This is a genomic window from Geobacillus sp. WSUCF1 (genome assembly GCF_000422025.1).
In the GTDB taxonomy this organism is placed as follows: domain Bacteria; phylum Bacillota; class Bacilli; order Bacillales; family Anoxybacillaceae; genus Geobacillus; species Geobacillus zalihae.
This window is the reverse complement of the sequence record NZ_ATCO01000030.1, coordinates 1-26,537: the sequence shown is the minus strand read 5'-3', so window position 1 is coordinate 26,537 and position 26,537 is coordinate 1. Positions and strand designations below refer to the sequence as shown.

Annotated in this window: 21 protein-coding genes and 3 pseudogenes; 21 read left to right on the top strand and 3 right to left on the bottom strand. The window is 54.8% G+C overall.

Annotated features, from left to right (window positions below):
- The 10 genes and pseudogenes from I656_RS0114885 to I656_RS12010 form a co-directional block, all read left to right on the top strand.
- Positions 1–1,440, top strand: a pseudogene (locus I656_RS0114885) (SEC-C metal-binding domain-containing protein); the annotation flags it as partial.
- Between the two features lie 93 nt (positions 1,441–1,533).
- Positions 1,534–2,638, top strand: a protein-coding gene (prfB, locus tag I656_RS11975) for a peptide chain release factor 2 (RefSeq protein ID WP_122983794.1) whose coding sequence is annotated in 2 segments (ribosomal slippage) — positions 1,534–1,608 and positions 1,610–2,638 — 1,104 coding nt in all. Because the reading frame shifts where the segments join, the coding sequence is not laid out codon by codon here.
- 118 nt (positions 2,639–2,756) lie between these two features.
- Entirely contained in the window at positions 2,757–3,620 is an 864-nt protein-coding gene (locus I656_RS11980; protein ID WP_033004914.1) for a YitT family protein, read from the top strand.
- A gap of 62 nt (positions 3,621–3,682) precedes the next feature.
- Positions 3,683–4,018, top strand: coding sequence for a cytochrome c551 (gene cccB / locus I656_RS11985; RefSeq protein ID WP_013146412.1), 336 nt, complete (start codon positions 3,683–3,685; stop codon positions 4,016–4,018).
- A 260-nt stretch (positions 4,019–4,278) separates the two neighbouring features.
- Positions 4,279–4,974, top strand: a complete 696-nt coding sequence (gene ftsE, locus I656_RS11990) for a cell division ATP-binding protein FtsE (protein ID WP_011232571.1) — start codon at positions 4,279–4,281, stop codon at positions 4,972–4,974.
- Positions 4,955–5,849 (top strand): annotated as a pseudogene (gene ftsX / locus I656_RS0114880) (permease-like cell division protein FtsX). The gene ftsE and the pseudogene ftsX overlap by 20 nt, the downstream one beginning before the upstream one ends.
- 32 nt (positions 5,850–5,881) lie before the next feature.
- Positions 5,882–7,180 (top strand): murein hydrolase activator EnvC, encoded by a 1,299-nt coding sequence (locus tag I656_RS11995; protein ID WP_020754167.1) that lies wholly within the window; start codon positions 5,882–5,884, stop codon positions 7,178–7,180.
- Positions 7,181–7,441: 261 nt separating this feature from the next.
- Positions 7,442–7,666, top strand: coding sequence for a heavy-metal-associated domain-containing protein (locus tag I656_RS12000; RefSeq protein WP_015375813.1), 225 nt, complete (start codon positions 7,442–7,444; stop codon positions 7,664–7,666).
- 196 nt (positions 7,667–7,862) lie between these two features.
- A complete protein-coding gene (locus tag I656_RS12005) occupies positions 7,863–8,576 on the top strand; it encodes a pirin family protein (protein ID WP_033004912.1) in 714 nt (237 codons plus the stop codon).
- A 387-nt stretch (positions 8,577–8,963) separates the two neighbouring features.
- The gene (locus tag I656_RS12010; protein ID WP_013146403.1) at positions 8,964–10,412 is read left to right on the top strand and encodes a S41 family peptidase; all 1,449 of its coding nucleotides are present in this window, start codon (positions 8,964–8,966) and stop codon (positions 10,410–10,412) included.
- A 100-nt stretch (positions 10,413–10,512) separates the two neighbouring features.
- Here the strand turns inward: I656_RS12010 and I656_RS12015 are convergent, their stop codons facing one another.
- The 3 genes from I656_RS12015 to I656_RS0114875 form a co-directional block, all read right to left on the bottom strand.
- Positions 10,513–11,505: a glycosyltransferase family 2 protein gene (locus I656_RS12015; RefSeq protein ID WP_033004910.1), complete on the bottom strand. Its 993-nt coding sequence runs from the start codon at positions 11,503–11,505 to the stop codon at positions 10,513–10,515.
- Positions 11,506–11,521: 16 nt separating this feature from the next.
- Positions 11,522–13,195 (bottom strand): DUF6044 family protein, encoded by a 1,674-nt coding sequence (locus I656_RS12020; RefSeq protein ID WP_033004908.1) that lies wholly within the window; start codon positions 13,193–13,195, stop codon positions 11,522–11,524.
- Positions 13,196–13,597: 402 nt separating this feature from the next.
- Positions 13,598–14,140, bottom strand: coding sequence for a MerR family transcriptional regulator (locus I656_RS0114875; protein WP_015375808.1), 543 nt, complete (start codon positions 14,138–14,140; stop codon positions 13,598–13,600).
- 218 nt (positions 14,141–14,358) lie between these two features.
- On the opposite strand from I656_RS0114875, the gene I656_RS12025 reads away from it, so the two are divergent.
- The 11 genes and pseudogenes from I656_RS12025 to I656_RS12070 all read left to right on the top strand — a co-directional run bounded on the left by I656_RS12025 (position 14,359) and on the right by I656_RS12070 (position 26,181).
- Positions 14,359–15,531 carry a PDZ domain-containing protein gene (locus I656_RS12025; RefSeq protein WP_033004903.1) on the top strand — a complete coding sequence of 391 codons (1,173 nt, stop codon included), beginning with the start codon at positions 14,359–14,361 and terminating at the stop codon, positions 15,529–15,531.
- A gap of 13 nt (positions 15,532–15,544) precedes the next feature.
- A complete protein-coding gene (locus I656_RS12030; RefSeq protein WP_013146398.1) occupies positions 15,545–15,769 on the top strand; it encodes a CsbA family protein in 225 nt (74 codons plus the stop codon).
- 240 nt (positions 15,770–16,009) lie between these two features.
- Entirely contained in the window at positions 16,010–17,986 is a 1,977-nt protein-coding gene (uvrB, locus tag I656_RS12035; RefSeq protein WP_020754158.1) for an excinuclease ABC subunit UvrB, read from the top strand.
- A 16-nt stretch (positions 17,987–18,002) separates the two neighbouring features.
- A pseudogene (uvrA, locus tag I656_RS0114870) lies at positions 18,003–20,863 on the top strand (excinuclease ABC subunit UvrA).
- Between the two features lie 128 nt (positions 20,864–20,991).
- Complete coding sequence (locus I656_RS12040; protein WP_015375804.1) at positions 20,992–21,318, top strand: DUF4870 domain-containing protein; 327 nt, start codon at positions 20,992–20,994, stop codon at positions 21,316–21,318.
- A gap of 112 nt (positions 21,319–21,430) precedes the next feature.
- Positions 21,431–21,793 carry a phage holin family protein gene (locus I656_RS12045; protein WP_020754155.1) on the top strand — a complete coding sequence of 121 codons (363 nt, stop codon included), beginning with the start codon at positions 21,431–21,433 and terminating at the stop codon, positions 21,791–21,793.
- A gap of 246 nt (positions 21,794–22,039) precedes the next feature.
- On the top strand, positions 22,040–22,975 hold the full coding sequence (gene hprK, locus I656_RS12050) for an HPr(Ser) kinase/phosphatase (RefSeq protein WP_033004901.1): 936 nt from the start codon (positions 22,040–22,042) through the stop codon (positions 22,973–22,975).
- A 67-nt stretch (positions 22,976–23,042) separates the two neighbouring features.
- Entirely contained in the window at positions 23,043–23,855 is an 813-nt protein-coding gene (gene lgt / locus I656_RS12055) for a prolipoprotein diacylglyceryl transferase (RefSeq protein WP_020754153.1), read from the top strand.
- A 228-nt stretch (positions 23,856–24,083) separates the two neighbouring features.
- The gene (locus I656_RS12060) at positions 24,084–25,022 is read left to right on the top strand and encodes a nucleoside recognition domain-containing protein (RefSeq protein ID WP_020754152.1); all 939 of its coding nucleotides are present in this window, start codon (positions 24,084–24,086) and stop codon (positions 25,020–25,022) included.
- The gene (gene ppaX, locus I656_RS12065) at positions 25,019–25,663 is read left to right on the top strand and encodes a pyrophosphatase PpaX (protein WP_020754151.1); all 645 of its coding nucleotides are present in this window, start codon (positions 25,019–25,021) and stop codon (positions 25,661–25,663) included. Before I656_RS12060 ends, ppaX begins: the two co-directional genes overlap by 4 nt.
- Positions 25,664–25,683: 20 nt before the next feature.
- Entirely contained in the window at positions 25,684–26,181 is a 498-nt protein-coding gene (locus I656_RS12070) for a DapH/DapD/GlmU-related protein (protein ID WP_033004897.1), read from the top strand.
- Positions 26,182–26,537: the final 356 nt, after the last annotated feature.

The window sequence follows — 26,537 nt, the reverse complement described above, 5'->3', positions numbered from 1 at the left end:
AAACTATTTCCGCATGTACGAAAAATTGGCGGGGATGACGGGGACGGCGAAGACGGAAGAGGAAGAGTTCCGCAACATTTACAACATGCGCGTCGTCGTCATTCCGACGAACCGCCCGGTCATCCGCGAAGACCGTCCGGATTTGATTTATCGGACGATGGAAGGGAAGTTCCGCGCCGTGGTCGAGGACATCGCCGCCCGCCATGCGAAAGGGCAGCCGGTGCTTGTCGGCACGGTGGCGATCGAAACGTCCGAGATGTTGTCAGAGATGCTCAAAAAGCGCGGCATCCCGCACAACGTCTTAAACGCGAAAAACCATGCGAAAGAGGCGGAAATCATCGCTCAAGCCGGGCAAAAAGGCGCGGTGACGATCGCGACGAACATGGCCGGGCGCGGGACGGACATTAAGCTTGGCGAAGGGGTCAAGGAGCTTGGCGGGCTCGCGGTCATCGGCACGGAGCGTCACGAAAGCCGGCGGATCGACAACCAGCTGCGCGGCCGCTCGGGGCGTCAAGGCGATCCTGGGGTGTCGCAGTTTTACTTGTCGCTTGAAGATGAATTGATGCGCCGTTTCGGCTCGGAAAGCTTAATGGCGATGATGGACCGCCTTGGAATGGACGACTCGCAGCCGATCCAAAGCAAAATGGTGACAAGGGCCGTCGAGTCGGCGCAAAAGCGGGTCGAAGGCAACAACTTCGACGCCCGCAAACAGCTGCTTCAATATGACGATGTCCTGCGCGAACAGCGGGAAATCATTTACCGCCAGCGCTATGAAGTGCTCGATTCCGACAACTTGCGCGGCATTATCGAAAAGATGATCCAATCGGTGATCGAGCGCGTCGTCAACGCTCATACGCCGAAAGAAGAGGTTCCCGAAGAATGGAATTTGAAAGGGCTCGTTGAGTATCTCAACGCCCATCTGCTTCCGGAAGGGGATGTAACGGAAGCTGACTTGCGTGGCAAAGAGCCCGAAGAGATGATCGAGCTCATTTGGGCGAAAGTGAAGGCGCGCTATGACGAGAAAGAAGCGCAAATCCCGCCTGAACAGATGCGCGAGTTTGAACGCGTCGTCGTCTTGCGCGCTGTCGATATGAAATGGATGAACCATATCGACGCGATGGAGCAGCTCCGCCAAGGCATCCATTTGCGCGCCTACGGGCAAGTTGACCCGCTGCGCGAATATCAGATGGAAGCTACGCCATGTTTGAGGAGATGATTGCGGCGATTGAAGAGGAAGTCGCCACCTATATTATGAAGGCGGAAATTCACCATAACCTTGAGCGCCAAGAGGTGGCCAAAGGCGAAGCGGTTCACCCGAAAGAAGACGGAGAAGAACCGAAGAGAAAACCGGTCCGCAAGGCGGTGCGCGTCGGCCGCAACGACCCGTGCCCGTGCGGGAGCGGGAAGAAATATAAACATTGTTGCGGAAGAGTGGTATAACCGTTTATAAATAATAAAGGGAGGCTCGGCCTCCCTTTTGAATGGCAGACATTCATCGTTGGCATACTATATTGATGATGAGGTGAGGACAACATGATCGATTTGGTGGAAATCAAGCAAGAGCTTGAGAAAATGGCTAAGCGATTAGCGGAAATCAGGGGGTCTCTTTGACCTCGAAGCGAAGCAGGCGCGCATTCGCGAATTAGAGGAGCAAATGGCGGCGCCCAACTTTTGGGATGATCAAAAGGCGGCGCAGGCGGTCATTTCCGAAGTGAATGCGCTCAAAGATCTCGTCGAGGAATTTTCCTCGCTTGAAGAACGGTTTGACAACTTGGAAGTGACGTACGAACTGCTCAAGGAAGAGCCGGATGACGAGCTCCAAGCTGAGCTCGTCGAGGAAGCGAAAAAGCTGATGAAAGACTTCAGCGAGTTTGAGTTGCAGTTGCTGCTCAATGAGCCGTACGATCAAAACAACGCTATTTTGGAGCTCCACCCGGGTGCGGGCGGCACGGAGTCGCAAGACTGGGCGTCGATGCTGTTGCGCATGTACACGCGCTGGGCGGAGAAAAAAGGGTTTAAAGTCGAGACGCTCGATTACCTCCCGGGCGAGGAAGCCGGGATTAAAAGCGTCACGCTGCTCATTAAAGGGCACAACGCCTACGGCTACTTAAAAGCGGAAAAAGGGGTGCATCGGCTGGTTCGCATCTCGCCGTTTGACGCCTCAGGCCGCCGCCATACGTCGTTCGTGTCGTGCGAGGTTGTGCCGGAGATGGATGATAACATTGAAATTGAGATCCGGCCGGAAGAGCTGAAAATCGACACGTACCGCTCAAGCGGCGCGGGCGGGCAGCACGTCAACACGACCGACTCGGCCGTGCGCATCACCCACTTGCCGACCGGGATTGTCGTCACGTGCCAATCGGAGCGGTCGCAAATCAAAAACCGCGAAAAAGCGATGAACATGTTGAAGGCGAAATTGTACCAAAAGAAACTCGAGGAGCAACAAGCCGAACTCGCTGAGCTGCGCGGCGAGCAAAAAGAAATCGGCTGGGGCAACCAAATTCGTTCGTACGTCTTCCATCCGTATTCGCTTGTCAAAGACCATCGGACGAACGTCGAGGTCGGCAATGTGCAAGCGGTGATGGATGGGGAAATTGATGTGTTCATCGACGCGTATTTGCGTGCGAAGTTGAAGTAAAGGGCGATCATCGGATCGTCCTTTTTTCCTTTAGCATAGCAGACCATTATCGCGTTAACCGGCTGTCATTTACTTGCCAAAACGGGCATGCTATACTCACAGAGGAGGGTGGGGAAGCATGCGGAAGCGAAGAGAGAAAGCGATGCCTCCGACGGTGGAGGGAGCTTTGGAGTATGTGTATGTTCTGGTCGGCGCGGCAGTTGTCGCGGTGGCGTTTAACGTGTTTTTGCTGCCGAATCGGATCGCCTCGGGCGGGGTAAGCGGCGTGAGCACGATTATGCACGCGCTGTTTGGCATTGAGCCTGCCTACGTCCAATGGGCGCTTAACATTCCGCTCTTTATCGCTGGCGTTGTGCTGCTAGGCCGTCAGTTTGGCGTCAAGACGTTTGTCGGGACGGTGTTTTTGCCGCTGGTCGTCTACATGACGAAAGGGATGGAGCCGGCGACGACGAATCCGCTTCTTGGCGCGATCTTTGGCGGCATCGGCGTGGGGCTTGGCCTCGGCGTCGTCTTCCGCGGACGGGCGTCGACCGGCGGCACCGATTTGGCCGCGCAAATCATCCATAAATATACCGGGCTGTCGCTTGGCATGTGCGTCATTTTGATCGATGGCTTGATCGTGTTGACCGCGGCGTTTGTGTTTGATATTGAACGGGCGCTCTATGCGTTGATCGCGTTGTATGTGACGAGCAAAACGATCGACCTCGTCCAAGTCGGGCTTGGGTATTCGAAAATCGCTCTTATTATTACGAATGAAGAAGAAAAAGTGCGCCGCGCCATTTTGCACGAAATCGACCGCGGAGTGACACGCTTGCCCGCGTATGGCGGTTACACGGAACATGAGCGGCCGGTGTTGATGTGCGTCGTCGCGCAATCGGAGTTCACGAAATTGAAACAATTGGTCCGAACCATTGATCCGACAGCGTTTGTCATCGTTGCGAACGCCGCTGAGGTGCTCGGCGAAGGATTTCAACGTACGTAAAGCGGAAGAAATCGGTTATAATAAAGGAGAATGAAATTTTTGTTTTCTGGGGGGAGTTCGCCATGAAATGGAAATTGGCTGCGATGTTCCTTGGCGTTTCGCTCGCGCTTGCCGCGTGCGGCGGTGGCGGGGACAATGCCGGGGAGAAAAACGGCGGCAGCAACGGCGGAGGGGATACAGCAGCGGCTGCCGAGCAAATTTTTAAACAAAACTGTGCGTCCTGTCATGGACAAGACCTGTCGGGCGGGGTCGGCCCGAACTTGCAAAAGGTTGGAAGCAAGTATTCCAAAGATGAAATTAAAAACATTATCGCCAACGGCCGCGGCGCGATGCCGGCAGGAATCATTAAAGGGGAAGACGCCGACAAAGTGGCGGAATGGCTGGCTGCGAAAAAATAATGGACGGATGTTTCTGACTCTTTGAAAGGAAAAGATCGCTTCATTCAAGGAAGGTGCACCGCCTTGTTCGCTTAAGAACGGGGCGGTGTTTTCTGTTTTTGCATCTTTTGTCCTAGTTTCTCCATTGTTCCCCATTTGAAATATAAATGTAAAATTCGACAATAGAAAATCGTGTTATAATAATCCTTGCGGAATTTTGCAAGATTCATTCGAAACAGCTCGAGAAATGGCAACAGGGAAGTCGAAAATAGGTGATGATGATGATTGAAATGCAAGATGTATACAAAACGTATCCAAACGGCGTTGTGGCGTTAAACGGCATCAACGTCCGCATCAAGCAAGGAGAATTCGTCTATGTCGTTGGACCCAGCGGAGCTGGGAAGTCGACGTTTATTAAGATGATGTACCGCGAGGAAAAGCCGACGAGCGGGACCATTATGGTCAACGGCGTCAACCTTGCCAAACTCAAAGACAGCAAAGTCCCTCTTTTGCGCCGCCATATCGGTGTTGTGTTCCAAGATTTCAAGTTGCTTCCGAAGCTCAACGTTTACGAAAACGTTGCCTTTGCCTTGGAAGTCATTGAAGAATCGCCGAAAGTGATCCGCAAAAAAGTGATGGAAGTACTCGACTTAGTCGGCCTCAAGCATAAAATCCGCTCTTATCCGAACGAACTGTCCGGGGGCGAACAGCAGCGCGTCTCGATCGCCCGCTCAATCGTCAACTCCCCGAAAATCGTGATTGCCGACGAACCAACAGGAAACTTGGACCCGGAAACCTCATGGGGCATTGTGGAGCTGTTTGAAAAAATCAACGACCGGGGAACGACGATTGTGATGGCGACCCACAACAAAGAGATCGTCAACGCGACCCGACGGCGCGTCATCGCCATCGAAAACGGGAAAATCGTCCGCGACGAGGCGAAGGGGGAATACGGCTATGACGCTTCATACGTTTAAGCGCCACGTCCGGGAAAGCATCAAAAGCCTTGGCCGCAACGGTTGGATGACGTTTGCCTCCGCGAGCGCCGTCACGGTGACGCTTTTGCTTGTCGGCGTCTTTTTTGTCGTCATGTTCAACATCAACCATTTTGCCCAAAAAGTCGAAAACGATGTCGAAATTCGCGTCCATATCGAGCTGACGGCCGACAACCAGCAAAAAAAACGCTTTGCGCCGGCAAATTGAAGCCATTCCAAACGTCAAGGAAGTGGGCTATTCATCAAAGGACGAAGAGCTGAAGCGGCTGATCAAAAGCATGGGGGAGGAAGGCTCGTCGTTCCGCTTATTTGAACAGGACAACCCACTAAGCGATGTATACGTCGTGAAAGCGGCCCATCCGCAAGATACAGTGAAAATCGCCAAACAAATCGAAACATTGCCGTTCGTCCATAAAGTCAATTATGGCCAAGGGACGGTCGAGAAGCTGTTTGACGCACTGAAAGTGGCGCGCAACGTCGGGCTCGTGCTCATTCTCGGATTGTTGTTTACGGCAATGTTTCTCATCTCCAACACGATCAAAATTACGATTTTCGCCCGCCGTCGCGAAATCGAAATTATGCGGCTCGTGGGTGCGACGAACGGATTTATCCGCTGGCCGTTCTTTTTGGAAGGGTTATGGCTTGGAATGCTCGGCGCTCTCTTCCCGATCGCGGCGCTTTCGATCGTGTACTACAACGTGTATCAAGTGTATGAACAGCGGGTTTCCTTGCCGTTTTTTGAACTTCTTCCGTTTTCGCCGTTTATGTGGCAGTTGAGCGCACTGCTGCTGGCGATTGGCGCGGGCATCGGCATTTGGGGAAGCGTCATGTCCGTGCGCAAGTTTTTGAAAGTGTAAAAAAGAATCATACATAGGGAGAGGGGAAAGCGATGAAGAAGAAAAATATGATGGCGCTCGCCGTCGCCGCGGCGCTCGGTCTTGGCGTTCTGCCGCCGGCGGCGGATGCCGTCAGCACTCGTGATATCGAACAAAAGCGAGGGGAGATCGACGCGCTTCGTTCGAAGCGGTCAGAGGTGCAGGAACAAATCAGCGAGGCGCAAAAAAACATCGAAGCCCTTCAATCGCAGCAAAAACAAGTCGCCAACGATATTGAAAAGCTGAACATGGCCATTGAGGAAACGAGCGGCAAAATCCGCAACGTCAGCGTCGACATTGACCAAACGGAGCAGGCCATTGACCAATTGAAACAAGAAATTGCCGAAATTCAAGAACGGATTGAAAAGCGGAATGAAATTTTGAAGGAGCGGCTTCGTTCCTTGCAGGAAAGCGGCGGGGCGATCAGCTACTTGCAAGTATTGCTTGGCGCCCAAAGCTTCAGCGACTTCATCGACCGGATGAGCGCCGTCACCACGATTATGGAAGCGGACCAACAAATCATCCGCGAGCAGGAAGCCGATAAAGCGTTAAAAGAGAAAAAGGAAGCCGAATTGACGGAGAAGCGGAACAAGTTGCAAGCGGATTTGCAAGAATTGAAGCAGCTGCAATCGAAACTCGCGGGCCAGCTGGAGCAAAAAAATCGCCTGATGGCCGATTTGAAGCAAAAAGAGGAAGAAGAGCATGATCATAAGATGGCGCTTGAAGAAGAAAAAGAACTGATCGCCAAACAAGAAGCGGCGGTGAAAGAGCAGCTTGCCGAACTCGAACGGCAAAAACGGGCCGAAGAAGAAGCGAAACAGAGAGGACGTACATATGCCTCGCCAAACGGTGGAGGAGCGTCATCAGGAGAAACGCCATCCGGCGGCAGCACGCCGCCTGTATCGAGCGGGGCGTTTACCCGGCCGGCCAACGGACCGATCACCTCGGGCTTTGGCTACCGGTTTGGCGGCACGGACTTCCATCCAGGGGTCGACATCGGCAAGCGAGCTCCCGTTGTGCCGGTTGTCGCTGCAGCGGACGGCATTGTGTTCCGCTCCTACTATTCTAGCAGCTACGGCAACGTCATTTTCATCAGCCATGTGATGAATGGGCAAACCTATACGACCGTGTACGCTCATTTAGAAGCGCGTCTTGTTGGCGAAGGGCAGCACGTCCGTAAAGGACAAATGATTGGCTACATGGGCAATACCGGTCATTCGACCGGTCCGCATCTTCATTTTGAACTGCATCGCGGCGGCTGGAACGAGGCGAAAACGAATGCGGTCAATCCGCTTGACTATATTCCTTTCTAATTTCGAACGGTAGGTGGCATTGCGCAACTTGTCTGTCTTTTGGCAGGACAAGTTGCGTATTTTTTGATTGATTGGACATCAAGGAAATGGTTTGGCCGCACCACATCCCCCTTGACTCTGTACCTTAGTACACTGTTTATAATGGTACACAACAATGGAAATCTTCCCGTTGTCGAAAGGAGGATGAGTGATATAGGTTTCATGAGCGAGGATCTGAACAAATTAAGAAAGAGACATTTCTGGATAGGAGTGATTTTTACCATGAAAACATACCGAATGACCGTCCGAGGCATGACATGCACCGGCTGTGAACAACATGTCGCCAGAGCGCTGGGGGCGATTGGGGCCAAGCTGATGGATGTCAGCTTCCAGCGCGGTGAAGCGGTATTCGCGTTGCCTGAGGACACGGACGTTGACATGGCGAGACAAGCGGTCCAAAATGCCCATTACGAGCCGGGGGACATTTTTCGCCTGTTTTTAGGTTGACAGGCGAACGGAAGTTTTATATAATTATCTCGAATTCAAGATTTATTGAATGAAGAGAAATGGTTGCGCCTAACGAGGATGAGACAAGAAAAAAACGGGAATCAATAGCGTAGGCGGTGGTGGTTATGGCGCTTGCGGATTCGGAACAGCAAGCGCTTGATGGCCCATCATTTCTTGCAATGAAGGAGTGGAAAAGATGATCCGCATCGACCGGGCGTCGTCCCGATATCATGCCGATTACGGCTGGCTGAAAACATACCATAGCTTCTCATTTGGCGAGTATTATGATCCGAACAACATCCAGTTTGGCCCGCTAAGGGTGTTAAACGACGATTTCGTTGCGCCGCTTGCCGGTTTTGGCGCTCACCCGCACCGGGAGATGGAAATTGTGTCGATCGTGCTGAAAGGCTATTTGCAACATGAAGACAGCACCGGACATAAGGCGGTGACAACGTTCGGCGGCGTGCAGCGGATGTCGGCCGGCACCGGCATCGTCCATTCGGAAGTGAACCCGTCGGCGACGGAAGAGGTGAACTTTTTGCAACTTTGGTTTTTGCCGGAACAATACGGATTGCCGCCGTCGTACGAGCGGACCGAGTTTCCGGTCGACAAGATGAAAAACGCCTTGCTGCCGATTGTCACGAAACACCCGTCTTCCCCGGGGATTGCTCACATTCATCAAGATTTGACGATTTATCTTTCCGATTTGGAAGCCGGGCATGAGCTGACGTTTACCCAGCCGGAAGGACGGAACATCTTTGTCTTTGTCATTGAGGGGGATTTGACGTTAAACGGCGAGGCCCATCTCGAGCGGCGCGACGCGGCCCGCATTACGGACACACCGGCGCTTCGCCTGGCGACGAACGAAGGATCGCGGTTGATGCTCATCGACTTGCCAAAAGAGGGGTGAAAGCGTTTCGTTTTTGTCCGGCTCATTGGTTTGGCTTCCATTCTAGATCGTGCCAAGAAGACGAATCAAAAAGAGGCATCGTTCGCCGCCAAGGGCGAGGGGTGCCTCTTTTTCCGCTCTGTATGAGTTGAGAAATCAACAAGGAGCGTGTAAACTAGTAAAGGATGGGCAACGCACTAGCATACTCGGTACAAGCCCAACATATGATGAAGATAAAGGCATGGCACGGCGTGAGGCGGTGCTTTTCCTTTTCTCATTGGCGGAAGCCGCCGCCGTCTAGGCGGCAGAGGCGTCCGCTTGCTTCACCGAAGGAGAACGAGAAGAGACCCCCTTTCCCTTCTGTTGCAGGCAATGGAAAGGGCAGGTTTAGGGTGAGGAGGAAGCAACGTGAAAAAATCGACGACGGCCGCATTGATGGCCATATCGATGCTCATTGGGGCGGGAGGGACGTACGCTGGCCTTCAGTTGGCGGACCGCCCGATGGAAGGCTCGCTTTCGACGATTGTTTCGAATGAGCCGTCCAAGTCGACGAACGACAGCGAAGAGATGAAAAAAATCCGGCAAGCGTATGAGCTCATTAAGAATCGGTACGTGGAGAAAGTGGATGAAGAAAAACTGACGGAAGGCGCCATTCAAGGGATGATCAACACGCTCCATGACCCGTATTCCGTCTACATGGATGCGGAAACGACGGAGCAGTTCAACGAGTCGCTCGACTCGTCGTTTGAGGGGATCGGCGCCGAAGTGAGCATGATCGATGGCAAGGTGACGATCGTTGCTCCGATCAAAAACTCGCCGGCGGAAAAAGCGGGTCTGAAGCCGAACGATCAAATTTTGCGCGTCAACGGAGAAAGCCTGGAAGGGCTTGATTTATATGAAGCGGTATTGAAAATCCGCGGCAAGAAAGGAACAACGGTGGAGCTTGACATTTTGCGCCCCGGCGTCAAAAACGTGATGAAAGTCAAAGTCGTCCGCGACGAAATTCCGATTCAGACGGTGTATGACTCGATCAAAACATACAACGGCAAAAAGGCGGGCTATTTGCAAATTACGTCGTTTTCGGAAAACACGGCCGCCGATTTTAAAAAGAAATTGGCGAAGCTTGAGGCCGAACATATTGATGGCTTGATCATCGATGTGCGCGGCAATCCGGGCGGCTATTTGCAAAGCGTTGAGGAAATTTTGAAACAGCTCATCCCGAAAGGCAAACCATATGTACAAATTGAAGAACGCGATGGCGATCGGCAAAAGTTTTATTCCGATTTAACGGCGAAAAAGCCATACCCGATCGTTGTGCTCATCGACAAAGGAAGCGCATCCGCGTCGGAAATTTTGGCGGGAGCGATGAAGGAAGCGGGCGGCTACAAGCTGGTCGGCGAGGCAACGTTCGGCAAAGGGACGGTGCAGCAGGCGATTCCGATGGGCGACGGCAGCAACATCAAATTGACGCTGTACAAATGGCTGACGCCGGACGGGCATTGGATCCATAAAAAAGGGATCAAGCCGGATGTCGCGGTGGCGCAGCCGGATTATTTCCACGTCGCTCCGCTTCATGTGGAAAAACCGCTTCGGTATGACATGAACGACGAGCAAATCGCCAATGCGCAAAAAATGCTCAAAGGGCTTGGCTTCAACCCGGGCCGCACGGACGGCTACTTCAGCAAAGAAACCGAACAAGCCGTTCAAGCGTTCCAAAAAGCGAATCAGCTGCCGGTTACGGGACGAATCGATGAGACGACGGCGGATGTGCTGCAAACGAAAATCATGGAAGCCGTCCGCGATCCGAACCATGATGTGCAGCTGAAAAAAGCGCTTGGCGTGTTGTTTCCGTCGTGAGCGGGCCAATGATGACGGATAAAAAGAAAAGGGCGCCTCGGCTTTTAGCCCGAGGCGTCCTTTTTATCTTTATATTGGCCCGTGAATCATCTATGACGTTCTATAAGCGGGCCGGCGTTTTCTCCCTTTCTGATGGAAGCGGCAGCTGCACGGTTTTTTCGACCGCAAACCGCGGCCGCCGTTTCACCTCTTGATACATTTTGCCGATGTATTCCCCGATGAGGCCGAGGCTCATCAGCACCAGCCCGCCGATGAACCAAACGGAAATCATGAGCGACGTCCAGCCTGATTCGGCGTGCCCGAGAAGTTTGCTGATGAGGGCGTACAGCCCGGCCGCACCGCTCGCGAGAAAGGCCAAAAAACCGATGAGCGTAATGGCGCGAATCGGTGCGACGCTTAAGGACGTGATGCCGTCAAAGGCGAAGGCGAGCATCTTTTTGAGCGGGTATTTCGACTGTCCAGCCCACCGCTCATGCCGGTCGTAAAAGACGCACGTCGAGCGGAAGCCGACGAGCGGAACCAACCCGCGCAAAAAGAGATTGACTTCCGTGTAACGGCTCAGTTCATCGAGCGCCCGCTTGCTCATCAGACGGAAATCGGCGTGGTTGTAAATCAGCTCGATTCCGATGGCCCTCATGAACCGATAAAAGGCTTGGGCGGTCGTACGCTTGAACCACGTGTCTGTCTTTCGGCTCCGCCGCACGCCATACACGACGTCATACCCTTCGCGGTATTTTTGCACAAATTCGCGGATTGCCTCCACATCATCTTGCAAATCGGCGTCAATGGACACGGCACAATCGGCGTACGCGCGGACGGTGTCAAGCCCAGCGAGCAACGCCCGCTGATGGCCGACGTTGCGAGCAAGTTTCACACCGGAGACAAACGGGTTGCGCTCGCTTTCTTCTTCAATGAGCGCCCATGTCCGGTCGCGGCTGCCGTCGTCGACAAACACGATATGGCTGCCGATGGCGACCGCTCCTTCTTCGAGCAGCTGCTCAAGCAAAGCGGTCAGCCGCCGGGCCGTTTCCGGCAACACTTCTTCTTCGTTGTAGCATGGGACGACGATGGCTAACAATGGTTTGTCCACCATGTTTCTTGCCTCCCTTTCACTCCACTTCGTATACATAAATTTTCCAGACTGACTGTCGATCGGTGAACGCCCGCAAGAAGCGGAGATGGATGTCGCGGGCGTTTTCGATCGGGACGGAGGAAAAAATGTACTTGCCGCCAAGCTGTTTGAACGCCTTTGTGTCGATCTCGAAATGACGAATGACTTTATGCGAGCGTTTCGTGAACATGTAATGTTTCCCGAGCTCTGCCGAAAACAAATAGACGCGGTTGCCCCAATGGTCGAAATAGTCTTTCAGCACTGGGCTTTTGTCCAATTCTTTGGCAATGATGCGGCGAAACTTCCGCTTATACGATAACGGGTAAAAATTGTTGTACGTATCGAGCGTATAAAACCCGTTGTATTGAGCGATGGCCGGGTGAAGCCCAACGCTGGCGACGCGGTAGGACGATACCGGCTTGCCGATGTATTGCTTGATTTTGGTAAATAAATGTTCGGAATAAAACTGCTCGAACGACGGCGTGCCAGCGAGGCGATAGCGGATTTCCTCGTTAAACCCGCCAAGCAAAAGCAGCTGCAGCGCCAAGGCGATCGGCACGAGGCGCCGCCATGCGGTCCGTTCCTTGGCTAAGATTTGCAAGGCCAAGGCAAAATCGACGTAAATGACCATCGGCCGCAAAAAATGGAAGCGGGCGAAATTGAACGTATTCAAAAGGGAAATCCGTTCTTTCAGCGGCTGCCACCCTTTGTAAAACCAAAACGCATACCAAGCCGATAAGGCGATGTTCAACCAAAACAGCAAAAGGAAGCGCCGCTCCAATGGCCCGCGCTGACGGCGGCGCAAAACGAGAAAAAACGCCGCCCAAAGCACCGGCAAGATGATCGGCCCATGGACGGTCATCACATGCGTATGGCCGAGCACATAGTTTTTCAACGTCAACCGAAGGCAGTGGACGAAGCTGAGCCGCGAGGAGAGGAACTCGTTCCGGCTCGTCGGTTCGCCGCTGAAGACAAGCGAGTACACGAGGCGGTACTCGATGGCCAAAAACAAGCCTGTCATCAGGGCGATCGCGGCGAAAAACCGCTTGTTCCACTGCTTGCGGACAACGCCGTCAAACAGCCACACCGCCGCCATCGCGGCGAGGAAAAAGAAAAATCCGAGCACAAAGCTGGCGTAAAACGGAAGCAAGATGATCGCAAGCCATTCTTTCCATGTCGCTTCTCCGTTGCGGATCGACAGAAACGCCCAAAGCGCCAGCGGCATGCCGAGCGTGCTTAACATGCCGGACGGCCAAAACGGTGTCAGCGCAAAAGCAAGCGCCGCCCCGACGCGAATGAGCCATGATTCCGGTGAAGGCAAAAAGTGGCGCCTGAGCAGCCAATACATACCCAAAAAGGCGAATACCCTCGTGATCGTCTGGCTGAGGGCGTATGCCACCATGGAGGGGAACAAAGCGTGCAGCCACACGATGCCGCTGAATTCGGTGCCGAAGGCGTTGCGCGGCAAGCCGTTGATCACTTGCGGAATGACGGCATCGATTGGGCCAAATAGTTGGCCGCTGCGAACGAGCACGCGATACCAGGCGATGTTCGAATCCATATTGTCGTGCACGCGAATATGGGCGTGTTCGCTTAACATGTACAGCGGAGAAAGGTAGAGAGCCAATACGATGAACGCGATGGCGACCGCTTTTCGTTCTCTTTGTTCCATCTCGCGCGCCCTCCTTTCCCATACGGGAAGATTGCACAACATGATCCATTATAAACCGCTGCGATTAAAAGAGAATAAAAAAATCGTAAAGAAGTAGTGAAGAAGAAAAACAAAAAGGCTTATCACCACAACACGTACTTGACAAGCAAGGCGTTTTTGGATCCGCTATATAGCTCAAACATGGATGGACTGATTTTTCTTTATGCGCGTGAGTAAGACATAATTGGAAACCGTCCAGGACAACTTTAGGGTGAACAGCCATAAAAAAAGAAAGTGTCCCAACGCCCAATGGTGCACCGTTTATGACCACCATCATATACGCGTGAAACACCTTCACAAAATGATCGATCATCTTTTCTTGAAAGGGCGACGATCTTTTCGGTCCAACCTGCATGAAACCCGTCAGGCAAACAGCCCCATCACGCGCCTAAAGCCGCGCCGTTTTCGTTTCGCTTCTTTCGGCGGTTCATGCGGGGATGGGGGCCGGGTGTTCAACTGCTGTTCAAGACGGGCGACCGTTTGCTCCAGCACGGCGAGGCGGGCGGCGATTTCCTCCATTTCTTGACGGTGATGCAACAGTTGAATGGAGACGACATCATCCGCTTTTTGTTCCAATTGTTGCTCGAGTTCATCCAAACGCGAGGAGACGCGGTCCATTTCCGGTTCGATATATTCTTGGAACAGAGCGTGAATGGGAACGTTTGGCGGCGTTGTGGAAGAACGGCTAGAGGCCGGCGGTGCTTCGGGTGTTGCTTCTGGCGGCGCTTCCATGGCGGCGCCTTGTTCAAATTTGACACGTTCGAGCAAGGCGACCGTTTTTTCATCAAACAAGTAGTGGCCGGCCTCGTTTCTCCGCAACGGAATGTCGTATTTGCGCACCCAGCGCTGGATCGTTTTCGGCGATACACCAAGGCGAGCAGCGACGTCGGACGTTTTCAATTCCATCGTTTCACTCCTCCTTGTTTCGTCTTGTTTATCCTTTTTCCTCTGCATCTTTGAAAATCCTTCCCAGCCGACAAAACTAGTGTTGATTCGGCAAAGAAAGTGGAAAACAGCGAAGATTCGCCATTGGCGAAAAAAGATGGCTGTGGGCATGGGAATTGGTCATGCCATTTGGTAGAATAGAAGATAAAGAATGATGAACGACGCAAGGGGTGAAGCGGATGGCAACATGGTGGCTGGAATGGCTTGAGGGCGTCGCGTCGGTTTGGCGGCAGCCGCTTCTTTATTATGGCGCCGCGCTCGCTTTGGCCGTCGGTTGGCGGCGGGTGAAGCGGGAGCGCCGCGATTTTCATGTGCGCGTCTACAGCCTATGGCAAGAGTGGCGCGGGCTTTGGACAAAAGGATGGACGGTTGGGCTGGTGTTGTCGGCGGCGGCCGTCGGCATCGGGATCGCGGTGCCGCAGGAAGCGGTTTGGGCGGTGACGGTGCTGACGGTGCTCTTGAGTTTGACGATGGAAGCGCGGTTGTTGTCAGCGGCGTATACGGCAGGCGGCGCACTTCTCGCGTTCGGCTTGGCGGAGCGAAGCGGCGCGTTGTCCCGCTGGCTTCCCGATGGCATGACGGCGGCGCCGGCTTTGGCGGTGTGGCTTGCGTTGCTTTTGTTTTCGGAAGGATGGCTCATCATTCGCACGCGAAACGAGGCGGCCTCGCCGCAGCTTGCGAAAAGCAAGCGAGGGATGACGGTCGGCTTGCAATGGACGCAGCGTCTTTGGTTTGTGCCGGTTGTGCTGCCCGTATCAGGCGGCGCGCTGCCTCCGGCTTCCTGGTGGCCGCTCGTTTCGCCGGGAGACGGCTATTCATTTTGGCTCGTGCCGTTTCTTCTCGGCTTTTCCCAGCGCCGCCAGCACATGCTGCCGGCGGAAGCGGCGCGCGCGGAGGGGCGGCTTGTTGTTCGGCTGGCGTTCGTTGTCGCCCTATTGGCTGCTTCCGGCCTATGGTATCCACCGTTGGCGGTGGCGGCGGGGGCTATGGCCATCATCGGCCGTGAATGGATCGCGTTTTCCGGGCATCGCGCCGACCGCGCCCGTCCGCCCCGCTTTGCCCGCCATCCGCACGGCTTAGTGATTGTCGGCGTGCTTCCTGGCTCGAAAGCGGAAAAAATGGGGCTTTCGATCGGAGAAGTCATCATCAAAACAAACGGCGCCCCGGTGCGGACCGAAACCGAGTTTTACGAGGCGCTCCAACGCAACCGCGCGTTCTGCAAGTTGGATGTCGTCGGACATAACGGCGAAGTCCGTTTCGTCCAAGGGGCGCTCTATGAGGATGAGCATCATGAACTCGGGCTGCTGTTCGTCCGTGATCGGAACGCATCAGCGTCTGAAGCTGTTTCGTAAAGGAGAATGGATCATGTGGTTTTTGGCGGCACTCATCATTCCGTGCTTATTGGTGCTGTTGTTTGCGCGGGTGACGTACAATCGGTACATTGCTGTGCTGTTGACGACGGCGCTGCTTGTCGCTTCCTACTTGAAAGGCTATACGGATGAGCTGCATGAAATCGTCGCTGACATTGCATCGACGATCGCCGGCTTTCTTTGGGCCGGCCGCATGCTCGACCATCTGAAGCAAAAATGAAGCGGCGTTGTCGGTTCAACCGTCTGTTTTTGGAAAAAGGCATCGTCGGCTGAACCTCGGATTGTCGAAACGGAACGGAGCGAAGACGCGGACCTTGGGCATGAATGGGTCCGCTTTTTCGCGTTAGGGGAATGGAAAATGCTGTGCAGAATGGTGCGAATATGAGTTCGCATTTTTGATGCATGGATCATCACGATGTGATACAATGGGGAAAGATGGTACGAAGGAGGAGGCGAAACGGTGGAGGGCCGTTTTCAATTAGTGTCGCCATACGAACCGCAAGGCGATCAGCCGCAGGCGATCGCCAAGCTTGTGGACGGCTTGCAGCGGGGTGTGAAACATCAAACGCTGCTTGGGGCGACGGGGACGGGCAAAACGTTTACGATCTCGAACGTGATCGCCCAAGTCAACAAACCGACGCTTGTCATCGCCCACAACAAAACGCTCGCCGGTCAATTGTACAGCGAGCTGAAAGAGTTTTTCCCGCACAACGCCGTCGAATATTTTGTCAGCTATTACGATTACTATCAGCCGGAAGCGTATGTGCCGCAGACGGATACGTACATTGAAAAAGACGCGAAAATCAACGATGAAATCGACAAATTGCGGCACTCGGCGACATCAGCCTTGTTTGAGCGCCGGGACGTGATTATCGTTGCGAGCGTGTCGTGCATTTACGGTTTAGGGTCGCCGGAAGAATACCGGGAGCTCGTCGTTTCATTGCGCGTCGGGATGGAAATCGAGCGCAACGCGTTGCTGCGGCGGCTCGTTGACATCCAATACGACCGCAATGACATCGATTTTCGCCGCGGCACGTTCCGCGTCCGCGGCGATGTCGTCGAAATTTTCCCCGCGTCGCGCGATGAACATTGCATTCGCGTCGAATTTTTCGGCGATGAAATCGACCGCATCCGCGAGGTGGACGCCTTGACCGGCGAGGTGCTCGGCGAGCGGGAGCACGTCGCCATTTTTCCGGCGTCGCACTTCGTGACGCGCGAGGAGAAAATGCGGCTCGCCATTCAAAACATCGAACAAGAGCTCGAGGAGCGGCTCGCCGAACTGCGTGCGCAAGGGAAGCTTTTGGAGGCGCAGCGGCTCGAGCAGCGGACGCGCTATGATCTTGAAATGATGCGCGAGATGGGCTTTTGTTCCGGCATCGAAAACTACTCGCGCCATTTGGCGCTGCGGCCGCCGGGCTCGACGCCGTACACCTTGCTTGACTATTTTCCGGACGATTTTTTGATCATCGTTGATGAGTCGCACGTCACCTTGCCGCAGTTGCGCGGCATGTACAACGGCGACCGGGCGCGCAAGCAAGTGCTCGTCGACCACGGCTTCCGCCTGCCGTCGGCGCTTGACAACCGGCCGCTCACGTTTGAAGAGTTCGAGCAAAAAATCAATCAAATTATTTACGTCTCGGCGACGCCAGGGCCGTACGAGCTTGAACACAGCCCGGGCGTTGTCGAACAAATCATCCGCCCGACCGGGCTTCTCGACCCAACGATCGACGTCCGCCCGACGAAAGGGCAAATCGACGATTTGATCGGCGAAATTCATGAGCGCGTCGAGCGGAACGAGCGGACGTTGGTGACGACGCTGACGAAAAAGATGGCGGAGGATTTGACCGATTATTTGAAAGAAGCGGGGATCAAGGTGGCGTATTTGCATTCGGAAATTAAGACGCTCGAGCGCATTGAAATCATCCGCGATTTGCGGCTCGGCAAATACGATGTACTGGTCGGCATCAACTTGCTTCGCGAAGGGCTCGACATCCCAGAAGTGTCGCTTGTCGCCATTTTGGACGCCGACAAAGAAGGGTTTTTGCGCTCGGAGCGCTCGCTCATCCAGACGATCGGCCGGGCGGCGCGCAACGCGAACGGCCATGTGATCATGTACGCCGATACAGTGACGAAATCGATGGAAATCGCCATTCAAGAGACGAAGCGGCGCCGCGCGATTCAAGAAGAGTACAACCGAAAGCACGGCATCGTGCCGCGCACGGTGAAAAAGGAGATTCGCGACGTCATCCGCGCGACGTATGCGGCGGAAGAGACGGAGATGTACGAGGCAAAGCCGGCGGCAGCGATGACGAAACAAGAGCGGGAAGAGCTGATTCGAAAGCTCGAAGCGGAAATGAAAGAGGCGGCCAAAGCGCTCGACTTCGAGCGGGCCGCCCAGCTGCGCGATATCATTTTCGAATTGAAAGCGGAAGGGTGATGGCCGGGTGAACGGAATGGATAAAATTATCGTCAAAGGGGCGCGCGCCCACAACTTGAAAAACATTGACGTCGAAATCCCGCGCGGCAAGCTCGTCGTCTTGACCGGGCTGTCCGGGTCGGGGAAGTCGTCGCTGGCGTTTGATACGATTTACGCGGAAGGCCAGCGGCGCTACGTCGAATCGCTGTCGGCGTATGCCCGCCAGTTTTTAGGGCAGATGGAAAAACCGGACGTCGATGCGATTGAAGGCTTGTCGCCGGCCATTTCGATCGATCAAAAAACGACGAGCCGCAACCCGCGCTCAACCGTCGGCACGGTGACGGAAATTTACGACTACTTGCGGCTTCTATTCGCCCGCATCGGCCGCCCCATTTGCCCGACGCACGGCATTGAAATCCAATCGCAGACGATCGAGCAAATGGTCGACCGGCTGCTCGCTTACCCGGAGCGGACGAAAATGCAAATTTTGGCGCCGATCGTCTCGGGAAAAAAAGGGACGCACGCCAAGACATTGGAGGATATTCGCAAACAAGGGTATGTGCGCGTCCGCATTGACGGCGAGATGCGCGAGTTGACGGAGGACATTGAGCTTGAAAAAAAACAAAAAAACATTCGATTGATGTCGTCGTCGACCGCATCATCATCAAAGACGGCATCGCATCAAGGCTTGCCGATTCGCTTGAGACGGCGCTGAAGCTCGCCGACGGCAAAGTTGTCGTTGACGTGATCGGCGAGGGGGAGCTCTTGTTCAGCGAAAAGCACGCTTGTCCGTACTGCGGCTTTTCGATCGGGGAGCTTGAACCGCGTCTGTTTTCGTTCAACAGTCCATTCGGCGCCTGCCCGGACTGCGACGGGCTCGGGGCGAAGCTCGAAGTGGATCTCGATTTGGTCATCCCGAACGATGAGCTGACGTTAAAAGAACACGCCATCGCTCCGTGGGAGCCGCAAAGCTCGCAATATTACCCGCAGCTGCTCGAAGCCGTGTGCCGCCATTACGGCATCCCGATGGACGTGCCGGTGAAGGATTTGCCGAAAGAGCAGCTCGATAAAATTTTGTACGGCAGCGGCGGAGAGCCGATTTATTTCCGCTATACGAATGATTTCGGGCAAGTGCGCGAACAATACATCGCATTTGAAGGCGTCATTCCGAACGTCGAACGCCGCTATCGCGAGACGAGCTCGGACTACATCCGTGAGCAGATGGAAAAGTATATGGCGGAACAACCATGTCCGACATGCCAAGGCTACCGGCTGAAAAAAGAAAGCCTGGCCGTCCTTGTCGGCGGCAAGCATATCGGCGAGGTCACCGCCATGTCGGTGACCGAGGCGCTCGCCTTTTTTGACGGGCTCGAGCTGACCGAAAAAGAAGCGCAAATCGCCCGCCTTATTTTGCGTGAAATTCGCGACCGGCTCGGCTTTTTGCAAAACGTCGGCCTCGACTATTTGACGCTCAGCCGCTCGGCAGGAACGCTCTCCGGCGGCGAGGCGCAGCGCATCCGCTTGGCGACGCAAATCGGCTCGCGGCTGACGGGGGTGCTGTATGTGCTCGACGAGCCGTCGATCGGGCTTCATCAGCGCGACAACGACCGGCTGATCGCGACGTTGAAAAGCATGCGCGACCTCGGCAATACGCTCATTGTGGTGGAGCACGACGAGGATACCATGCTGGCCGCGGACTATTTGATTGACATTGGTCCGGGGGCGGGCATCCACGGCGGCGAGGTCGTCGCCGCCGGCACGCCGGAAGAAGTGATGAACGACCCGAACTCGCTCACCGGCCAGTATTTATCGGGGAAAAAATTCATCCCGATTCCGGCCGAGCGTCGCCGTCCGGACGGACGTTGGCTTGAGGTCGTCGGCGCGCGCGAGCATAACTTGAAAAACGTATCGGTGAAAATCCCGCTCGGCACGTTTGTCGCTGTCACCGGGGTGTCGGGCTCGGGCAAAAGCACGCTCGTGAACGAAGTGTTGTATAAGGCGCTGGCGCAAAAGCTGCACCGGGCGAAGGCGAAACCGGGCGAACATCGCGGCATCCGCGGGCTGGAGCATCTCGATAAAGTCATTGACATCGACCAGTCGCCGATCGGCCGCACGCCACGCTCGAACCCGGCGACGTACACCGGGGTGTTTGACGACATCCGCGACGTGTTTGCCTCGACGAACGAAGCGAAAGTGCGCGGCTACAAAAAAGGGCGGTTCAGCTTCAATGTCAAAGGCGGGCGCTGCGAGGCGTGCCATGGCGATGGCATCATCAAAATTGAGATGCACTTTTTGCCGGACGTGTACGTCCCGTGCGAAGTGTGCCACGGCAAACGGTACAACCGCGAGACGCTCGAGGTGACGTATAAAGGAAAAAACATCGCCGAGGTGCTCGACATGACGGTCGAAGATGCGCTCGACTTTTTCGCCTCGATCCCGAAAATCAAACGCAAGCTCGAGACGCTCTATGACGTCGGGCTCGGTTATATGAAGCTCGGCCAGCCGGCGACGACGCTCTCGGGCGGCGAGGCGCAGCGCGTCAAGCTCGCCGCTGAGCTTCACCGCCGCTCCAACGGCCGGACGCTCTACATTTTGGACGAGCCGACGACCGGGCTTCATGTCGATGACATCGCCCGGCTGCTTGACGTGCTCCACCGGCTCGTCGACAACGGCGATACCGTGCTTGTCATTGAACATAACTTGGACGTCATCAAAACCGCGGACTATATCATTGACTTAGGTCCGGAAGGCGGCGACCGCGGCGGACAAATCGTCGCCGTCGGCACGCCGGAAGAGGTGGCCGAGGTGAAGGAGTCGCACACCGGCCGCTACTTAAAACCGATTCTCGAGCGCGACCGGGCGCGCATGCAGGCGCAATATGAAGCGGTGAAGGCGTAAAGGCCTTTGCGGCTTTGTCCGCCGCTTGGGACACCGGCGGCCGCCGCCTTTTTTTGCCGTCGGCAGGAAACTTTTCCTAGCGGCCGTCGTATATACAGGTAAAGGAAACTTGGAAAGGGGATTGCCGATTGTCGACGAACAAAGTGTTATCCGCGCTTTGTTATTTCAGCGTCTTTTTTGCGCCGTTCATTTTGCCGATTGTCGTCTATTTTGTTGTCGAAGATCTTGAAGTCAAACGCCATGCGAAGCGGTCGCTCGTGTCGCATTTGATTCCGGCCGTTACGATCCTCTTGTTCATTGCGTTGGCCGCGTCGCCGGTGTTGTTTGGCCATTGGAGTGGGGAATCGTTTCTTTTTGGCGGCGGGCTCGTCTGGCTTGGATTCCTTGTTGCTGGAGCGGTGAACCTCGTTGTCATCGTTTGGAATGTCGTAAAAGGGATTCAAGTGTTAAAATAAGAGAAAGCGTCCGTTTGCCAGCGATGCCGCGCGAGCAGCGAACAGCGCCGCATGAAGCCTGTAAAAAGGCATTGGCCGGCGGGCGCGAGACTCGAATAAAGATGGTGATGGGATGCTCAATTGGTTGATCGGTGTGTTGATCAATACGGTGTTGCTCATGGCGATCGACGGCTATTTTGACGATATTCATTTCAGCGGCGTCGGCGCGGCGTTTTTGGCGAGCGTCATTTTGGCGGTGCTCAACGCCGTCGTGCGCCCGGTGCTCATCTTGTTGACGCTGCCGGTGACGGTGTTGACGCTTGGATTGTTTTTGTTTGTCATTAACGCCATCACGCTCATGATGACCGCCGCGCTGATGGGGGATGCGTTCCAAATCGGCGGCTTTGGCACCGCGCTGCTTGCGTCGATCGTCTTGTCGTTTTTCCATTTGCTTGTGCAAAAAGCGATTATCGAGCCGCTGCGCAACCGGTCGTAACGGGGGCGTGATCCATTGGAAGGCCGGTGGCGCCATGGTTTTCCGTGATCGTGTGAAAAGATGGCGAATGCGGCAAGGGGTTGCAATGGGAGAAACGATGCGGTGAAGATCGTTTCGGTTTGATGTGTTTGGCTTGATCGGGACGGGGGGAGCCGTCTGTTTTGTTTTCCCCGATGTTTTCCATTCAATGGCGGAACGAAACGTGTTACAATGGAAAAAGATGAAGAAAGGGGAGAAAGGCGACGTATGCCAAAAGTGCGGACGAAAGACATCATTGAACAGTTCCAGCTCGAGCTCGTCAGCGGCGCGGAGGGCATTTACCGCCCGATTACGACAAGCGATTTGTCGCGGCCGGGGATTGAAATGGCCGGCTATTTCGCCTATTACCCGGCGGAGCGTCTGCAGTTGCTCGGACGGACGGAGCTGTCGTTTTATGAAACGTTGACGCCGGAAGAAAAAAAGTCTCGGATGGAACGGCTTTGCACCGACATTACGCCGGGGATCATCGTCTCGCGTGGACTTGAGGTGCCGCCGGAGCTGATCGAAGCGTCGGAGCGCCAGTCGGTGCCGGTCATGCGCTCGACGATGAAAACGACCCGCCTGTCGAGCCGATTGACAAACTATTTGGAAAGCAAGCTCGCCCCCACCACCGCGGTGCACGGGGTGCTTGTCGATGTGTACGGCGTCGGGGTGTTGATCACGGGCAAAAGCGGCGTCGGCAAAAGCGAAACGGCGCTCGAGCTCGTCAAACGCGGCCATCGGTTGGTCGCCGACGACTGTGTGGAAATCCGCCAAGAAGATGAAGATACGCTCGTCGGCAGCGCGCCGGAGCTGATCGAGCATCTGCTTGAAATTCGCGGCCTCGGCATTATTAATATGATGACGCTGTTCGGCGCAGGGGCGGTGCGGACGCATAAGCGCATTTCGCTCGTCGTCGACTTGGAGCTTTGGGATCCGGAGAAGCAGTACGATCGGCTCGGGTTGGAAGAAGAGAAAGTGAAAATTTTGGATACCGAATTGCCGAAACTGACGATTCCGGTTCGTCCGGGCCGCAACTTGGCGGTCATCGTCGAAGTGGCGGCGATGAACTTCCGGCTGAAACGGATGGGGGTCAATGCGGCCGAGGAGTTTTCGGCGCGCTTGAGCGACGCCATCGAAGACGGCGCGCACGATTACGACTGATCGGCGGCGTTTCTTGCGTCAAAGGAATGGATCTCGTTTGGGCATGAAGCATAGGAGGTGGTAAACGATGGAATCGACGATTCAGCCGCTTGACCGCGTGTTTTTGCACCTTGGCCCGATTACGATTTATTGGTACGGCGTCATTATCGGCACGGGCGTTTTGATCGGCTTGTGGCTTGCGACGCGCGAAGCGGTGCGGCGCGGCTTGCCGAAAGAGACGTTTGTCGATTTGGTGCTGTTCGCCGTGCCGATCGCCATTGTGTGCGCACGGGCGTACTACGTGCTGTTTGAATGGCACTATTATTCAAAGCATTTGTCAGAGATTCCAAAAGTTTGGCAAGGCGGCCTCGCCATTCACGGCGGTTTGATTGGCGCGGTGGCGACGGGCGTCGTGTTTGCCCGCGTGCGTGGGCTGTCGTTTTGGAAGCTCGCTGATATTGCCGCACCAAGCATCATTTTAGGCCAGGCGATCGGGCGCTGGGGCAATTTTATGAACCAAGAGGCGCACGGCGGCCCTGTGTCGCGCCAGTTTCTTGAAAATTTGCATTTGCCGGATTGGATCATCAACCAAATGTACATTGGCGGCCGCTATTGGCATCCGACGTTTTTGTATGAATCGCTTTGGAATTTGGCCGGTTTTTGTCTTTTGCTTTGGCTTCGGCGCGTCAATTTGCGGCGCGGCGAGCTGTTTTTGTCGTATTTGATTTGGTATTCCGTCGGCCGCTTTTGGATTGAAGGGATGCGCACCGACAGCTTGATGCTGGCCGGCAGCCTGCGTGCGGCGCAAGTAATGTCTGTGACGCTCATTGTTTTGTCCGTAGCGCTTTGGATCGCGCGCCGGGCGAAAGGCTGGGCGGACGCGCGCTATCGGGATGAATAGCCGTTAGAGGCGGCGAAACGCTGCGGACTTGTTCGGTTTGCGGGAAACCACGATGAATGAAGCTGCTTCGCCGCCGCGCTTCTTAATGGGAACAACCGTGTTGGGAGCCGCATTCCCTCTTTTTTAGGTTGGCCTGGGGCGAATTAAAAAGATGCTTGTGCGCGGCATCCAGAGAATTGAGGTTTCATCGCACCGCGGCATGAAGGCAAGCAAAGGAGAGAGGAGAACATGACAGGAATGTTGCAGCGCGGCGTGCTCGCCGGGCTGAAGACCGCGTGGGCGCTTGGGAAAATTATTTTTCCAGTGACGCTCATTTTAGCGCTGTTGCAGCCGACGCCGCTGTTTTCGTGGCTCATTGACTTTGTCACGCCGTTCATGAAATGGTTTGGCTTATCCGGCGATGCGGCTGTGCCGCTTGTGCTCGGCAACTTGCTCGGGCTGTATGCGGCGATCGGGGCGATGCTGACGATCGAGTTGACGGTGAAAGAAGTGTTCATTCTCGCGGTCATGCTTTCCTTTTCCCATAACTTGATCGTCGAGTCATCGGTCGCCTCGCGCACCGGCATGAGCGTCTGGCTCATGATCGTCGTGCGCGTCGGGCTCGCTGTCGTGTCAGGTTTGTTGATCGCCCATTTCTGGGACGGGGGGCAGGAGATCGCCCGATACGGGTTTGTCGCGCATGAAGCCGCCCCGCCGTCCGGTTGGGGAGAGATCATCTTGGCGGCGCTGAAAAAAGCGGTTACCGGCATTGTGCAGCTCGTCGCGATCGTCATCCCGCTCATGACGGTCATTCAAATTTTAAAAGAACGCCACTGGATCGAGACGGTTTCGCGCTGGATGGCGCCGGCGACCAAGATGCTGGGCATGAGCCCGAACACATCGCTCACGCTCGCGGCCGGCTTTGTGTTCGGTCTGGCGTACGGAGCGGGCGTCATGATTCAGGCGGCGAAAGAAGACGGCGTCTCGAAGCGCGATTTAACGCTGGCGTTCATTTTTCTCGTGTCATGCCATGCAGTCGTCGAAGATACGCTCATTTTCGTTCCGCTTGGCATCTCTGTTTGGCCGCTGCTTTTCATCCGCTTGGTGACGGCGGTGCTGTTGACCATGGCGGTGGCATTCGTTTGGCGCCGTTTTGAACATCCCATGAGAAAGGAAGCCGCTTCATGACGATTCGCACGATTTTGTTTGATCTTGACGGCACATTGATTGATACGAATGAGCTCATCATCCAGTCGTTTTTGCATACGCTGGAGAAGTACTACCCGGGCCGCTACGGGCGCGAGGACGTCCTGCCGTTCATCGGCCCGTCGCTGTATGAGACGTTCAGCTCCCTCGATCCGGAACGGGTCGAGGAGATGGTGAAGACGTATCGCACGTTCAACCACGCCCACCATGACGAACTGATCCGCGAGTTTGACACCGTGTATGAAACAATCGAAACGCTCCACCGCCATGGCTTTCGCCTCGGCGTTGTGACGACGAAAATGCACGACACCGCCCTGATGGGGTTAAGAAAAACGCGGCTGGCGCCGTTTTTCTCGTGCGTCATCGGCCTCGATGACGTCACGCGGCCAAAGCCCGATCCCGAGCCGATTCACAAAGCGCTTGGCATGTTGCAGTCAACGCCGGACGAAGCGCTCATGGTCGGGGACAACTACCACGACATTTTGGCCGGCCAAAACGCCGGAGTGAAAACAGCCGGCGTCGCCTGGGCGATTAAAGGGCGCGAGTATTTGGAACAATATGAACCGGACTATATGCTGGAAAAAATGAGAGACTTGTTGGCCATTGTCGGCATCAACGAATGAAAGGAGGAGCCGTCCTCCCGGTGAGACGAACGACGAAACACCCTGTCCAAGGGGCGAACTCGCTCTGGCAGTTGTATCGCACCGTATCGTTTTGGAAAGTGCTGAAAAACGTCATCATCATTCAAATCGGGCGCTACACGCCGTTTTTGCCGCTGAAAAACTGGCTGTACCGCACGTTTCTCGGCATGAAGATCGGCGAGCAAACCGCGCTCGCCTTTATGGTCATGCCGGACATTCTCTTCCCAGAAAAAATTCACATCGGCCGCAACTGCGTCATCGGCTACAACACGACGATTCTCGCCCACGAATATTTGGTTGACGAATACCGCCTCGGCGATGTCGTGATCGGCGATGAGGTGATGATCGGCGCGAACTCGACCATTTTGCCCGGCGTGGTGATCGGCGACCGCGCCGTCGTCGCCGCGGGCACCGTCGTCCATCAAGACGTCCCGCCCGGGGCGATGGTCGCCGGCTGCCCGATGCGCATTGTCCGCCGGAATGAACCGCCTTCCGATTGAACGGGGGCGGTTTTCCATTTTGGAATAGGAAAAAATGAAAGAAACGAAAAAACAGAGAGTCTGTTTTTTTGCCCCCTATAAGTTAAACTTCCAGTTGGATTTATATAGGATCAATGATGAAAATATGAAACTTTAGGTGGCAGAACTAAAAATTGTTGGCTCTTCACCACAAAGTGTACTTGACAAAGAAAGACGATTATGATAGAGAAAATCAAAACATCATTTTTCCTTTTTTATACCACACATCTCTTTTTAACAGGCATTCGTGAAAAAACAGAACGTGTATGGATCCATGACCGATATGAAACCGTATCGTGGGCTTTCTATCAGTTCCGTCAACTGTTAGAGTATAAGGC

Bases quoted from the DNA above. Each gene is read 5' to 3' on its own strand.
- I656_RS12015 (WP_033004910.1), bottom strand. From the start codon at position 11,505: ATGGTGGACAAACCATTGTTAGCCATCGTCGTCCCATGCTACAACGAA.
- I656_RS12030 (WP_013146398.1), top strand. From the start codon at position 15,545: ATGTGGTTTTTGGCGGCACTCATCATTCCGTGCTTATTGGTGCTGTTG.
- I656_RS12025 (WP_033004903.1), top strand. From the start codon at position 14,359: ATGGCAACATGGTGGCTGGAATGGCTTGAGGGCGTCGCGTCGGTTTGG.
- I656_RS12060 (WP_020754152.1), top strand. From the start codon at position 24,084: ATGACAGGAATGTTGCAGCGCGGCGTGCTCGCCGGGCTGAAGACCGCG.
- I656_RS11980 (WP_033004914.1), top strand. From the start codon at position 2,757: ATGCGGAAGCGAAGAGAGAAAGCGATGCCTCCGACGGTGGAGGGAGCT.
- I656_RS12005 (WP_033004912.1), top strand. From the start codon at position 7,863: ATGATCCGCATCGACCGGGCGTCGTCCCGATATCATGCCGATTACGGC.
- I656_RS11995 (WP_020754167.1), top strand. From the start codon at position 5,882: ATGAAGAAGAAAAATATGATGGCGCTCGCCGTCGCCGCGGCGCTCGGT.
- I656_RS12000 (WP_015375813.1), top strand. From the start codon at position 7,442: ATGAAAACATACCGAATGACCGTCCGAGGCATGACATGCACCGGCTGT.
- I656_RS12020 (WP_033004908.1), bottom strand. From the start codon at position 13,195: ATGGAACAAAGAGAACGAAAAGCGGTCGCCATCGCGTTCATCGTATTG.
- cccB (WP_013146412.1), top strand. From the start codon at position 3,683: ATGAAATGGAAATTGGCTGCGATGTTCCTTGGCGTTTCGCTCGCGCTT.
- I656_RS0114875 (WP_015375808.1), bottom strand. From the start codon at position 14,140: ATGGAATTGAAAACGTCCGACGTCGCTGCTCGCCTTGGTGTATCGCCG.
- ppaX (WP_020754151.1), top strand. From the start codon at position 25,019: ATGACGATTCGCACGATTTTGTTTGATCTTGACGGCACATTGATTGAT.
- I656_RS12045 (WP_020754155.1), top strand. From the start codon at position 21,431: ATGCTCAATTGGTTGATCGGTGTGTTGATCAATACGGTGTTGCTCATG.
- ftsE (WP_011232571.1), top strand. From the start codon at position 4,279: ATGATTGAAATGCAAGATGTATACAAAACGTATCCAAACGGCGTTGTG.
- hprK (WP_033004901.1), top strand. From the start codon at position 22,040: ATGCCAAAAGTGCGGACGAAAGACATCATTGAACAGTTCCAGCTCGAG.
- lgt (WP_020754153.1), top strand. From the start codon at position 23,043: ATGGAATCGACGATTCAGCCGCTTGACCGCGTGTTTTTGCACCTTGGC.